General features: G+C 74.0%; 13 protein-coding genes. 5 read left to right on the top strand and 8 right to left on the bottom strand.

Annotated elements, in window-relative coordinates:
- Positions 1-16 precede the first annotated feature (16 nt).
- The 8 genes from J0910_RS03440 to J0910_RS03405 form a co-directional block, all read right to left on the bottom strand.
- Complete coding sequence (locus tag J0910_RS03440; RefSeq protein ID WP_420157052.1) at positions 17-352, bottom strand: hypothetical protein; 336 nt, start codon at positions 350-352, stop codon at positions 17-19.
- A gap of 76 nt (positions 353-428) precedes the next feature.
- Positions 429-1,223 (bottom strand): hypothetical protein, encoded by a 795-nt coding sequence (locus J0910_RS03435; RefSeq protein ID WP_420157051.1) that lies wholly within the window; start codon positions 1,221-1,223, stop codon positions 429-431.
- 32 nt (positions 1,224-1,255) lie between these two features.
- The gene (locus J0910_RS03430; RefSeq protein WP_420157050.1) at positions 1,256-2,614 is read right to left on the bottom strand and encodes a DUF6782 family putative metallopeptidase; all 1,359 of its coding nucleotides are present in this window, start codon (positions 2,612-2,614) and stop codon (positions 1,256-1,258) included.
- A 280-nt stretch (positions 2,615-2,894) separates the two neighbouring features.
- Positions 2,895-4,505 (bottom strand): antibiotic ABC transporter, encoded by a 1,611-nt coding sequence (locus J0910_RS03425; RefSeq protein WP_420157049.1) that lies wholly within the window; start codon positions 4,503-4,505, stop codon positions 2,895-2,897.
- The gene (locus J0910_RS03420; RefSeq protein WP_420157048.1) at positions 4,502-5,419 is read right to left on the bottom strand and encodes an ABC transporter ATP-binding protein; all 918 of its coding nucleotides are present in this window, start codon (positions 5,417-5,419) and stop codon (positions 4,502-4,504) included. The genes J0910_RS03425 and J0910_RS03420 overlap by 4 nt, the downstream gene beginning before the upstream one ends.
- Positions 5,403-6,122 carry a TetR/AcrR family transcriptional regulator gene (locus J0910_RS03415; RefSeq protein ID WP_420157047.1) on the bottom strand — a complete coding sequence of 240 codons (720 nt, stop codon included), beginning with the start codon at positions 6,120-6,122 and terminating at the stop codon, positions 5,403-5,405. Before J0910_RS03415 ends, J0910_RS03420 begins: the two co-directional genes overlap by 17 nt.
- A 139-nt stretch (positions 6,123-6,261) precedes the next feature.
- The gene (locus J0910_RS03410; RefSeq protein ID WP_420157046.1) at positions 6,262-7,041 is read right to left on the bottom strand and encodes a hypothetical protein; all 780 of its coding nucleotides are present in this window, start codon (positions 7,039-7,041) and stop codon (positions 6,262-6,264) included.
- Between the two features lie 137 nt (positions 7,042-7,178).
- Positions 7,179-7,907 carry a sporulation protein gene (locus J0910_RS03405; RefSeq protein WP_420157045.1) on the bottom strand — a complete coding sequence of 243 codons (729 nt, stop codon included), beginning with the start codon at positions 7,905-7,907 and terminating at the stop codon, positions 7,179-7,181.
- Positions 7,908-8,266: 359 nt separating this feature from the next.
- On the opposite strand from J0910_RS03405, the gene J0910_RS03400 reads away from it, so the two are divergent.
- From J0910_RS03400 to J0910_RS03380, 5 genes are all read left to right on the top strand, one after another.
- Entirely contained in the window at positions 8,267-8,749 is a 483-nt protein-coding gene (locus J0910_RS03400; RefSeq protein ID WP_420157044.1) for a GbsR/MarR family transcriptional regulator, read from the top strand.
- 33 nt (positions 8,750-8,782) lie between these two features.
- The gene (locus J0910_RS03395) at positions 8,783-9,700 is read left to right on the top strand and encodes an ABC transporter ATP-binding protein (RefSeq protein WP_420157043.1); all 918 of its coding nucleotides are present in this window, start codon (positions 8,783-8,785) and stop codon (positions 9,698-9,700) included.
- Entirely contained in the window at positions 9,697-10,431 is a 735-nt protein-coding gene (locus J0910_RS03390) for a fluoroquinolone export ABC transporter permease subunit (RefSeq protein WP_420157042.1), read from the top strand. The genes J0910_RS03395 and J0910_RS03390 overlap by 4 nt, the downstream gene beginning before the upstream one ends.
- Position 10,432: 1 nt before the next feature.
- Positions 10,433-11,170 carry a hypothetical protein gene (locus J0910_RS03385; protein ID WP_420157041.1) on the top strand — a complete coding sequence of 246 codons (738 nt, stop codon included), beginning with the start codon at positions 10,433-10,435 and terminating at the stop codon, positions 11,168-11,170.
- A 201-nt stretch (positions 11,171-11,371) separates the two neighbouring features.
- Positions 11,372-12,784 carry a TrkH family potassium uptake protein gene (locus J0910_RS03380; protein ID WP_420157040.1) on the top strand — a complete coding sequence of 471 codons (1,413 nt, stop codon included), beginning with the start codon at positions 11,372-11,374 and terminating at the stop codon, positions 12,782-12,784.
- Positions 12,785-12,882: the final 98 nt, after the last annotated feature.

Raw genomic sequence — 12,882 nt, 5'->3', positions numbered from 1 at the left:
CCGCTCTCCGGCCGGGTCACCGGCCTGCGGCGGCGTGGGAGCGCAGGTGGCGGCGGGTTCCCGGGGCGGCCAGGAGGGCCACCAGCACCGCGACGAAGGCGAAGCCGACGATGCCGAACGGCTCCCCGCCGGTGAACCGGTCGACCTGCCACAGGGCGACGAGGGCGAGGAAGGCCAGCAGCAGCGCGTACCCCGCGCGCCCCGTGCGCGGAAGGCGCACCGCCGCCAGGGCGCAGATCAGCGCGGGAACGAGCTGCATCGCGGCGACCCCGGCCCCGTAGGCCCCGCCGATCAGCAGGAAGACCTGCACCGCGGTCAGGGCGGTGAGGAAGGACATCACCCAGAGCAGCACGCGGGCCGTTCTCAGCGGCCAAGGGGGAGCGGCGGGCATCGCGGTTCCTGTTCCGGTCGTGGAGCGCGCGGCGGGCTCAGGGCCGGCCGTAGGAGGCGGGAAGGTCCTCGAGGACGGTGCTGAAGTCGCCTTCCACCGCCCCGTTCCGCCGGACGGTCCCCGTCCAGCGGTCCAGGCGGTCGCCGCGCTGGGTGTGGAGCGTGACGGTGAAGCCGTCCCCGTCCGGCTCCGCCTCCGGGGCGGAGACGGCGTCCTCGATCCGCTTCTCGGCCTCCTCGCGGGCCTCGTCGCCGGACGGGCCGAGCACGGCGTCGGAGGGCGAGCGGAGAACGACGAGGGGGTCCTGGGAGCGGCGGGTGTACTCGAGGAAGAAGGCGGCCGCCTCGACGGCCGCCTCCGGTCCGTCCACCGCCATCCCGGACGCCTCCGCCAAGCGGGTGTAGGCGTCCTCGTCCCCGGTGAGGACGAACGCCTCGCCGCCGGGGCCGAGCGCCGCGAACACGCCGAGGCCGGGGTTGAGCGTGGACTGGAAGAGGAGGACCCGCCAGTCGTCCGGGAGGGCGGCCTGCTCCTCTTCGCCGACCATCGTGGAGCGCGGGGACGCGACGTCCGGGGCGAACCCGGTCCGCCCGGCCGACCACATCTCCTCCGCCACCGCTCGCCGCTCCTCGGCGAAATCCGCGCCCTGCGGCACCTCCGGCGGTCCGCTCGACTGCGTCCCGGGCATCTCGCTCTCTCCCTGCTCCTCGGTGCCGGCGGGGTCGGCCGCGCACCCGCCCGCCGCGAGGACCGCGGTCAGCGCGGCGGCGACGGCGAGCCGTCCGGGGAGGCGGATTCGGGCGGCCGCGATCGGGGGGCTCTCGTCCGCCATTCCGTCACCGCCCCGGGGCCGCACGGCCCTGATCAATACTGGTCCCAGATATTTCCATAGTACTCCGTATAGGGAATGTTTCCGACGGAGGCGTTCTGTGTGCCGATCAGGCGCGCCAATTCACCCCTGGCGACGATGTCGGCGTTCTCCTCGGCCCGCCCCGTGCTCATCCCGGTCCCTTCGGCCTCTTCCATATAGGACTCGTAGGATTCGTTGTACACGGTCTCCCATTCGGTGATCGGGATATCGTGCCCCTGTTCCCGCAGCTCTTCATAGACCCGGATTTCACTGACGACCGCATCGGCCTCCGTTCCCAGGGCCGATTTGATGTAGAGATCGCGGTCCATCCGGGTCGGGTCGGGAAGTCCGCCCTCCGAGCTCTGCCGGGCGTGGGTGATCTCGTGCGCGAGCCGCGAGGCCGCCACCACCGGGTCCGTGTCGAGGAAGTCCTCGCCCATGATGATGGTGTCCGTGTGCGGGTCGTACATCACGTGGCCGCGCCGGTCCGGGTCGTTGACGAATTCGATCTGCGTCCCCTGGCGGTGCAGGAAGCCGTTGAGTCCGCGTCCGGTCTCGGTCTCCAGCAGCAGTTCGAACGCGGGGGCGGCCTTGGCCTCCAGCCGGGCCCGCTCCGCGTCGCGCCGGTCCCGTTCGGCCTGGTCGAGGTTGTCCTGCGTCGGGTCCTCGCGGGCCCGCTCCTCGCTCGCCTCGGCCAGCCGCTCCGCGTTCTCCGCGGCGCGTTCGGCGCCGCCCACGTTCCCCATCCGGCCTTCGCGGGTCGCGGTGGCGAGGTGGGTGGCGACGGTGCCCGCCGGGAGGTCCCGGTCGGGCACCGACCGGATCCCCAGACCGATGGCGCCGAACACCGAGGACCCGACGATGAGCGCGACCCGCCCGGCGGAGCGCTCCTCGTGGCCGGCGTTGTAGTCGCCGCGGATGCCCGCCGTGGCGGCGTCCCAGCTGTCCTGGGCGGCTCCGATCGGGTCGGTCACCGTGTGCCAGAGGCCGTCCCCGGTCGCCGACCACGTCTCCCGGAAGTCGTCGGGGTTGCAGATGTGGAAATGGCAGCCGAGGCTTTGGGCCCCCTCGACGGCCTCCGTGGCCATGTCGGACCCTTCCAGCCACATGCCCTGCCCGAAATCGCAGGCGCCCTGGACCCATCCCCAGCAATCGAGGGGGTCGGGGATCCCCGCCTCCCCGCCGGGCAGGACCGGCGCCGCCCCGTTCCCGTCCGGTTCGGACGGCTCTTCGCCGGAGGAGGCGGAATCCCCGGTCGGACAGGTTCCGGTCTGCGCCGCGCAATCGATGGCGGTGCGCACCATTCCCGCGATCTCGCGGCCGTATCCCGCCGTCACGGCCGCCGCCGCGATCGCGGCGACGAGCAGGATCACCGCTCCGTATTCGACGAAGCTCGCTCCCCGGTCGCTGCCGGATCGAGGAAAGGGCGTCATTGGGGGATCAATCGTGTGAGGGGGGCTTCGAAAAAGAAGCCAACACCACGTCCATCACGATTCGATATGGGAAGCGTAACCGTTCGCGCGGGCGCCGGGTCCCGGGGCCGGAGGCCCCGGGACCCCTTCGGTACGCCTTTCCGGGGCGGCGGAGGGAAAGATGTTCCGAACGGCCCTCGTATTCACGGGGAACGCTCCGGCCCCCGCGCGGAGGCCGGTCTCAGGTGAGCAGGTCGCGGCGGTTCAGGGCGGTGAGGCCGACGGTGCACAGTGCGGCCGCCAGGGCGGTGAGGGTGAGGAGGGTGCCGGGGCCGGGGGCGCCGAAGAACGGCAGGACGTGGGCGAACGGCGAGAGCGCCTGGAAGAGCCGTTCCGGCCAGCCCAGGTGCTGGCCGAACTCGGCGGTGAGGGCGACGGCCAGCGCGCCGTAGCCGATCAGCGGTGCGGCGCGGCCGGCCAGGCCGCAGGCGGCCATGGCGATCCCCGCCATCACCCAGACGGCCGGGACGAGGCGGGCTGTGACGGCGAGCATGGTGGCCATGTCGCCCGCGCCCGCGCCGAAGCAGAGGCCCACCACGGGCAGCAGCACCGCGGGGGCGGCCAGCGCCACCGCGAGGTGGCCCGCGGCCCAGCGCACCCGGCCGAGCGGGGCGGAGAGCAGCAGGGCCGCGTGCCCGTCGGCCTCCTCCGCCCGGATCCGCAGCACGGTCTGGACCGTGTAGAGGGTGATCGGGAAGACGGTGCTGAAGGCGATGTAGACGAAGAGCACGTCGGCGGGGGCCGCTCCCGCCGAGGCGGCCCATTCGGCCATCCGGTCGCCGGCGGCGTACTGCTCCATGGCGGCCGTCCCCACGAGCGCGGTCGGCAGGCAGATGGCCGCGGTGCCCGTCAGCCAGGCCAGCGCCGTCCCCCGGTGCAGCCGCCAGGCCAGGCCGAACGGGCCGCTCAGCGTGCGCGGGGCGGTGCCGCGGCCGGGGCGGGCCGACAGCACGCCGGACCCGAGGTCGCGCCGGTCGGACAGGGCGAGCGCCCCCCAGAGCAGGGCCGCGAGCAGCGCCGCCGCCAGGAGGAGCGGCCACCAGTGGTCCCCGGCGAACGGCCGGGTGCGCTGCAGCCACCCGTTCGGCGTCAGCCAGCCCAGCCAGGTCAGCCCCGGGCCGCCGAGATCGGAGACGCCGCGGACGAAGTGCAGGGCGGCGAAGAGCGCGAACGCGCCGACGGCGGCCGCGCGCGGGCTCGCGGTCAGCTGCGCCGCGACCGCCGCCATCGCGGCCGACACCCAGACCGCCGCGCCGACCACCAGGCCGAAGAGGAGCGATCCGGCGGCGGGCATCCCGGAGGCCAGCATCGTCGCGGCGGTGAGCGCCGCCAGGAGCGCGCCGCCGGCGGAGACCACGGCCAGGGCCGCGGCCGTCGGGGCGTGCCGCCCCACCGCCGTCGAGCCGATCAGCTCGCGCCGCCCGGACTGCTCGTCGGTGCGGGTGTGCCGGACGGTGAAGACCACCGCGCCGAGCGCCGAGAGCAGGGTCGCGGCGCCGAACGACTCCTGCACCAGGAGCGCGTTGGTGTCGGTCCCGTAGGCCGGCCCCTGGAACAGCAGGAACATCGGGACCTCGGACATGACCTGGTCGTAGCGGTCCTGGCGGGCCTCGGCGGTCGGGTACAGCGCCTCGTAGGTGCCGCCCGCCCGGGCGCCCGCCACCCCCCAGCTCAGCAGCAGCCACACCGCGAGCATCACGCGGTCGCGGCGGAGCAGCAGCCGGGCCAGCGCGCCGGTCCCGGTCAGCGGGCCCGCGGTCGCGGCCCGCGGTGCGGCGGCGGGCGCGCTCACCGGGCCACCGCCCCGGGGGCGGCGCCGGCCGGCTCGGCCCGGTAGTGGCGCATGAACAGCTCTTCGAGGGTGGGCGGCTGCACGGTGATGTCGGCGATCCCCAGGCCGTGCAGGTGCGCCAGGACCGCGCCGATCCGGTCGGTGTCCACCTGGCAGCGGACCCTGCGGCCCTCGGTCCGCAGGTCGTGCACGCCGGCCATGCCGGTCAGCCCCCGCGGTGCGGCGGCGAGCTCCGCCGAGACCGAGGAGCGGGTGAGGTGGCGCAGCTCGGACAGGGTGCCGGCCTCGACCGTGCGGCCGCCGCGGACGATGGTCACCCGGTCGCACACCGCCTCGACCTCGGCGAGGATGTGGCTGGAGAGCAGGACGGTCCGCCCTTCGGCGCGCTGCTCGGCGATGCACTCCCGGAAGACCGCCTCCATCAGCGGGTCCAGCCCCGAGGTGGGCTCGTCGAGCACCAGGAGCTCGGCGCCGCCGGCCAGGGCCGCGATGAGCGCCACCTTCTGCCGGTTGCCGGTGGAGTAGGCGCGGCACTTCTTCGTCGGGTCGAGGCCGAAGCGCTCGATGAGCTCGTCGCGGCGCCGCCGGTCGGCGCCGCCGCGCAGCCGCCCCAGCAGGTCGATCACCTCGCCGCCGGTGAGGCCGGGCCACAGGGCGACGTCGCCGGGGACGTAGGCCAGCCGGCGGTGCAGCTCCACCGCCCGGTGCCAGGGGTCCCCGCCGAGCAGCCGCACCGCCCCGGCGTCCGGGCGGACCAGGCCGAGCAGGATTCGCAGCGCGGTGGACTTCCCCGCCCCGTTCGGGCCGAGGAAGCCGTGCACCTCGCCCTGCCGGGCGGTCAGGTCCAGGCCGTCCAGGGCGCGCGTCTCCCCGAACGCCTTCTCCAGTCCGGTGATGTCAACGGTCGCGGTCATCGTCCGGGCCGCCCTTCTCCGGCGCGGGCCGCTGCGCGGAGGCGCCGTGCTGGTGGGCGCGGGCCGCGTCGCGCACGGCCGCGCCGGTCTCGGAGGCCGCGAACTCGGCCATGGAGGTGTAGACGTCGAACATCGCCAGGCCGATGCGGGCCGTGTTCTCCGGGGCCAGCACGTCGCCGCCCATCCGGCGGGACAGGTGCTCGTGCAGCACGACCGTGGCCTGGTGCATCGCCGCCATCACCGCGGCGGCGTCGCGCGTCCGCCCGGAGCCGGGCGGGAAGCGGTCGGGCCAGGTGCGGCTCAGGAACTCTTCGGTGGCCTCGGCGCCGCTGTCGAAGAACGCGGCGGCGGAGGGGGAGCCGTCGACCATGAGGCGGGCGACATAGCGCAGCACCAGCGGGCTCTGCCGGAACATCCGGGAGAGGAAGTCGGGGTCGCCGATCTCGCCTCCGGTGACGCCCAGGTTGTCGAGGTTCGCCAGGCTGTCGGCGGCGTAGGCGTCGCAGGCCCGCCGCAGGTCGTCCTTGGTGCCGAAGTGGTGCTGGACCAGGCCGATCGAGACCCCGGCGGTCTCCGCGACGCTCTTCAGGGTCGCCCCGGCGTACCCGCGCGCGGCGAACTGCGCGAGCGCGGCGTCCCTGATCCGCGCCCGGGCGGTCAGGTCCTCGGGCGGCCGGTCGCCTGACTTGGATACTGGAATCATGTATTCGAAGCTATACGAGATTATTGTTTCTTGTCCAGAGTGTATTGGCGGCGGTCCGGGGCGGACGCGGCGGAGGCCCGGCGCGCCGCGCGCGCCGGGCCTCCGGGGCCGAGGGGTGTTCGGGAGGGGAGGGCCGGGGTCAGGGCTCCACGGTGTTCTCCGGCGGGGAGCCGCCGCCCTCCTCGCCGGTCTCGGGGATCCGCTCGGCCAGGTCCTCGGCCACGCGCTCGACGGAGGACCGGGAGGGGGCCGACAGGTCGCCGCTCCCGAACGAGGTCACCTGGACCACGACGTTGCGGAGGCTGAACACGGCCGTGGCGTGGCCGTTCCGGAAGGAGTCCGGCGCCCACTCGGCGTAGTCGCCGCGCAGCTCCTCCGGCGGCTCGTACAGCGCGGTGAACCCGCCGTCGCCGGCGTCGAGGTCCTCCAGCTCGGTGGTCCGGAACGGCCGCTCCTCATCGGTGTTGGAGCGGGTCTCCTCGGCGATGCCGCGCCTGGTGGAGACCATGTCGCGCGCCGCGCCGTAGTCGGTCGGGTCCTCGGCGGGATCCAGCACGAAGAACTCCGCCACCAGGCTCTTGTCCGCCGCGTCCACGCAGATGAGCGTCGGGTCGAACCGTTCCGGGAGCCCGCTCTCGCCGGGTTCGGACTCCAGCATCATCAGGTCGCCGTCGAGGGGCAGGCCGCTGACGAACTCGTCGGTGAAGACGTCCTCGCAGGAGCCCACGTCCTCGAACGGGTCCCCCGGGTGCAGCACCACCGGCAGGACCAGCAGCGCGGCGGTCCCGGCGACGACCGCGCCGGCGATCACCGGCACCTTGTGGCGGGCGATGCCCGCACCGGCCGGTCCGGCGCCGGAGCCGCTGTCGGGCGGTCCGGCGGCCGAGCCGCTGTCGGGGGTCTCGGTCCCATCGGACATGGGGCGGTTTCCTCTCGGGGATCAGAGGGCGGGGGTGCCGGGGAAGGCTCTCACACGCATATCCCGAGAAGGCCGCTTGAAACCGCGGGCGGGCACGGCGCGGGCCGGCCGCGCGGGGCGGCCGGCCCGGTCGCCGCTCAGGCGCCTTCCAGCACCACCGGGGGCGCCAGCAGCTCGCGCAGGCCCGGTTCGGGGTCGGCGCCCTCCACCCGCACCTGCCGGGCGGGGCCCCGGCGGCCCGCGACGACCACCGCCACCTCGCACCCCTCGGCGTCGGCGCGCATCACCAGGGACAGGTGCCGGTCGGCGATCCCGTACTCCAGGCTCTGGTGGAAGAAGTCCTCCGGGGCGCCCAGCGGCCCCGGGCCGCGGTGCAGCACCGCCCGCTCCAGCTCCGCGCCCCGCTCCCGCAGCGCCTCCACCACCGCCAGCTGCGCGGGCAGCGGCTCCACGTCGACCGGGTCCAGGTCGGCGGCGTCCACCGCGCCGTGCAGGTGCAGCCGGGTGTCCAGACCGACGCCCATCCCGCTGATCGGGGTGCCGTCCAGCCTGGTCAGCGGCGCCTCATAGGGGACGGCGAGCTCGAAGTCGAGCTTCTTGCGCTCCCCCGAGGCGATGTCGATCCCGGTCTCCACGTGGGCCCGGGCGAACTCCAGGATGACGTCCCACTCGGTCTCGCCCTTGTCCATCATCGCCCGCGCCTGCAGCCCCACAGTGAGGTCGTCGATGCGCTGCGCGGCGTCTCCGCCGGCGATGAGCACACTGCCCCGGAGCACCTCGCCGGGCCGCACCGGCCCCACCGGTTCGCTGTAGACCTTCGCTCCGCCGATGCCCAGCGTCGCCAGCAGGCGTCGCCCGAACTCCATTGCCTCTCCTCCGTCACCGCTCCGCACCGGGCCGCCACCTCGGCCGCCCCGCTTCTGACGCCGCAGGCCGGTCCGCGGATCCCGGATCCGCCCACCGCGCCGCGCGGAGGACCACTCTGCCCGCCCCCGCGCACACGGCGGGGCGCGCATACGCGGTTTTGACGCCCGGACGCGCTTTCTTGACGCCCAGCATCGCAGACCCCCGCACCCCGACCCTACGCGCCGCCGGCGGGCGGTCCAGGGGAAGGACGGACGCCCCTTCCGCCCCTGCGGAATGAACTTTCAAAAAGTATTGAAAGTTCATGCGGATCGTTCTACCGTCGTCTCCGACGGCACCCGCGACGGTGAGGAGCAGAAGCATGGCGGAGGCGGGGATGGAGCGTGAGCGCCAGGTCTTTGCCGAGGAACTCGGCCGGTTCTTCGAGGAGAGGGGGCTGCCCCGGATGGAGGGGCGAGTCCTCGGCCGACTGATCGTGTGCTCCCCCGCGCACCAGTCGGCCGACGAACTGGCCGGGGCCCTGGGAGCCAGCCGCGGAGCGATCAGCATGGCGATCCGGCTGCTCCAGCGCTCCGAGGCGGTGGAGCGGTTCACCGTCCCCGGCTCGCGGCGGCACTACTACCGGCTCCGCCCGGGCTTCTGGCGCGGGGAGATCGACACCCGCGTACAGGAGGCGGCGGCGGTCCGCACTCTGGCCGAGGACGGGCTCAAGCGCCTGGAGGGCGCGCCCGAGGAGGACCTCGACCGCCTCCGCGACCTGCACGAGATGTACACGTTCCTGGAACGCGGCTACGCCGCCCTGCGCGACTCCTGGCACGAGGCCGGAGGGGCGCGGGAGGGGTAGCCGGCTCCACCCGGCCATCGCAAGGGGACCACCATGGCCCAGACCCGGCCCGACACCGGCCCGGCCGCCGCGGCGCCGCCGCAGGACCCGCCGGTCATCGACGTCGCGGACCTCACCTACACCTACCCCCGGGCCGCCGAGCCCGCGGTGCGCGGAATGGACTTCTCCGTCGGCCGCGGCGAGGTCTTCGGCTTCCTCGGCCCCAGCGGCGCGGGCAAGTCGACCACCCAGAAGATCCTCACCGGGCTGCTCACCGGCGCCCGGGGCACCGTGCGGGTGTGGGGGCGCCCCCCGGAGGAGCAGGGCGCCGACTACTACCGGCGGATCGGCGTCTCCTTCGAGCTGCCCAACCACTACCAGAAGCTCACCGCGCTGGAGAACCTGGAGTTCTTCGCCTCGCTGTACGGCGGGCCCGCCGAGGACCCGATGGCGCTGCTGCGCCGGGTCGGCCTCGGGGACGCCGCCCGCACCCGGGTCGGCCGGTTCTCCAAGGGCATGCAGACCCGGCTGACCTTCGTCCGCGCCCTGCTGCACCGACCCGAGCTGGTCTTCCTGGACGAGCCGACCAGCGGGATGGACCCGTCCAACGCGCGCATCGTCAAGGAGATGATCGCCGAGCTGCCCGGGCAGGGCCGCACCGTCTTCCTGACCACGCACAGCATGGAGACCGCCGAGGAGCTCTGCGACCGGGTGGCGTTCGTGGTCGACGGGCGCATCGCCGCCATGGACTCCCCCGAGGAGCTCAGGCTCGCCCGCAGCCGGCGCACCGTGCGGGTCGCCTACCGGGGCGAGGACGGCCGCCTGGAGTCCGCGGAGTTCCCGCTGGACGGGATGGCCGACGACGCCGCGCTGCACGCCCTGCTCCGGGAGCGCCGGATCGAATCGGTGCACAGCCAGGAGGCCGGGCTCGACGACGTGTTCGTCGAGGTCACCGGAAGGAGCCTGGGATGAGCGCCGCCGCCCCCGCCGCGCGCCGGCCCGCCCGGCTGCGCAGCGCCATGCGGCTGGAGCTCCGGCTGCAGAAGCGCTACGGGTTCCTCTACGCCGCCGTCTTCTCGGTCGCGCTGTGGCTGGCGGTCCTGCTGCCGCTGCCGACGGGCTACCGGGAGGTCGCCGCGCCGCTGGTGCTCTTCGGCGACCTGGTGGTCGTCCCGTTCTTCTTCATCGCGGCCTCGCTCTTCTTCGAGAAGGGCGAGCGGACCCTGTTCGCGCTGACCGTCTCGCCGCTGCGCTTCCGCGAATACCTCGGCGCGAAGGTCGCCACCCTGACCCTGCTCAGCACGGTGCTGGCGCTGGTGATCACGGTGATCGCGCACGGCCTCTCCTTCTCGCCGCTGCCGCTGCTGGCCGGGCTGGTCACCACGACCATGCTCATGCTGGTGCTCAGCTTCGCCACCGCGCTGCCGTTCTCCTCGGTCACCGACTGGGTGGTCCCGTCCACGTTCTGGCTGGCCCTGGTGAACGCGCCGCTGCTGCACTACTCGGGCCTCTGGGAGCACCCGGTGCTCTACCTGATCCCGACGCAGGGCTCGCTCATCCTGCTCGGCGCGGCGTTCGGCCAGACCGACCCCGCCGCGTGGGAGTACGCCTACGCGATCGGCTACCAGCTGCTCTGGACGGCCCTGCTGGCGCTGCTCGCCCGCCGCCTGTTCACCCGGTTCGTCGTCGCAGGGGGGAAGTGACATGGCCGCCTCGGTGCGCGCCTTCGGGCGCAACGACCTGATCGGGCTGCGGCGCGACTCCATGCTGCGCTTCCTGGCCGTCGCCCCCTTTTTCTACCTGGCCCTCGTGCGCTTCACGCTGCCGCCGCTGACGGAGATGCTGGACCAGCGGTACGGCTTCGACCTGGTCCCCTACCACCCGCTGATCGTCTCGATGTTCCTGGTGCTGGGGCCGCCGGCGGTGCTCGGCGCGCTGGCCGGGCTGATGCTGCTGGAGGAGAAGGACTCCGGGACCCTGCAGGCGCTGCGGGTCACCCCGGTGACCATGCCGGTGTTCGCGCTGTACCGGGTGGCCACCCTGGTGGCGGTGACCACCGTGTTCATCACGGTCGCGGTGGGGCTGAGCGGGTTCATGCCGGCGGGCGGCGGCCTGGCCGGCACCGCGGCCGCGGCGCTGTCCGCGAGCCTGACCGCCGCGGTGGTCGCGGTGCTGATGGCGATGGTCGCCCGGAACAAGCTGGAAGGGCTCGCGGTGGTCCGGGGCATCGGGACGCTGCTGTTCGCGCTCCCCCTGCTGCCCTGGTTCATCCCGGGAGCCTGGGGCCTGGCCTTCGGCGTGCTGCCGTCCTACTGGGCCGTCAAGGTCTTCTGGGTGGCCGCGGAGGGCGGGGCGGTCTGGCCCTGGCTGCTCGGCGGAATCGCGGTGAACGGCGCCTACCTGGCCCTGCTGCTCTGGGGGTTCGACCGCCGGAACCGGTGAGGCCCGCGCCGGCCGGGAGAGGGCCGCTCCGCTCCGGCGGGGCGGCCCTCTCCGTGCCCTCCCGGGCCGGCGCCGGGCGGCTCCGGCCGTGTCGGCGGCGGTGCCGCTCCTGGTCGGGGATAGGATCGTCCGCCGCCCGGAAGGGCGGCACAGGCCGCATATCGGAAGGCGGCCGCCGGGATCTCACAGCGGGGGGACCGCATGGAGCAGGGGCGGGAGAGCCTGCCCGTCAGGGCGCTGCGGCGTGCGCGGCGCCTGGCGGTCGGGGCGGTCTCGGCCGCGGCCGGGAGGGCGCGGCCGCCGCAGGCGACGGCCGCCGCCTTCGCCCTCGTCGTGGCCGCGGGGACGCTGCTGCTGATGCTGCCCGCGGCCACGCAGGCCGGCGAGGAGACCGGGTTCGTCGACGCGCTGTTCACCGCGGTGTCCGCGCTCTGCGTGACCGGCCTGATCGTGGTGGACACCCCCGCGCACTGGTCGCTGCTGGGCGAGTCGGTGATCCTGGTGCTGATCCAGATCGGCGGGGTCGGCGTCATGACCCTGGCCTCGACCCTGATCCTGCTGGTCCGGCACCGGATCAACCTGCGGATGCAGCTGACCGCCGGCGGCGAGGCCAAGGCCGTGACGCTGGGCGAGGTGCGCCGGCTGGTGGTCGGCATCACCGCGTTCAGCCTGGTCTTCGAGGCGGTGTGCGCGGTGCTGCTGGCCGCGCGGTTCGCCGCCGCCTACGACTACCCGGTGGGCCGGGCCCTCTACCACGGGGTCTTCCACGCGGTGTCGGCGTTCAACAACGCCGGTTTCGCGCTCTACTCCGACTCGCTGATGGGGTTCGCCACCGACCCCTGGATCGTGCTGCCGATCGCCTTCGCGGTGATCGCCGGCGGGCTGGGCTTCCCGGTGTGGATCGAGGTCTGGCGGCGGCGCCGGCCGAGTCCGACCGGGCGCTGGTCGCTGCACACCCGGATCACCGCCTGGACCACGCTGGTGCTGCTGGCGGCCGGATCGTTCCTGGTGACCGCCTTGGAGTGGTCCAACCCCGCGACGCTGGGGCCGATGCACACCGGCCAGAAGCTCCTGGTCGGCTTCTTCCACGGCGTGATGCCGCGCACCGCCGGGTTCAACAGCCTGGACGTGGCCGGGTTCCACACCCAGACGCTGTTCGTCAACGACATCCTGATGCTCATCGGCGGCGGCAGCGCCGGGACCGCCGGCGGCATCAAGGTGACCACCTTCGCGCTGCTGGCGTTCGTCATCCTCGCCAACGTCCGCGGCGAACCGCGCACCGTGGTCGGCGACCGGACGCTGCCCGCCGACACCGAGCGCCAGGCGGTGACGGTGGTGCTGCTCGCGATCGGCCTGGTGGTGGCCTCCACCCTGCTGCTCATCACCATCACCCCGTTCAGCCTGGACCAGGTGCTGTTCGAGGTGGTCTCGGCGTTCGCGACGGTGGGGCTGTCCACCGGCATCACCGCCGACATCCCGCCGCTGGGCCAGATCGTGCTCTGCCTGCTGATGTTCGTCGGGCGCATCGGCCCGATCACGCTGGCCACCGCGCTGGCCCTGCGCAGCCGGGCCCGGCGCGTCGGCTACCCCGAGGAGCGCCCGGTGATCGGCTGAGGCCCCGGCGGGGCGGCGGCGGAGGGCGGGGCCGGCCCGGAGAGCGCGGGGGCGCCCGGTCCGCCGGTCGGGCCGGAAGGCCGCCGCGCGTCCGATCG

It is taken from the genome of Nocardiopsis oceanisediminis, assembly GCF_048595525.1.
Lineage (GTDB): Bacteria > Actinomycetota > Actinomycetes > Streptosporangiales > Streptosporangiaceae > Nocardiopsis_A > Nocardiopsis_A oceanisediminis.
The sequence above is the reverse complement of the archived record's forward strand: the minus strand, read 5'-3'. Positions and strand labels throughout refer to the sequence as shown.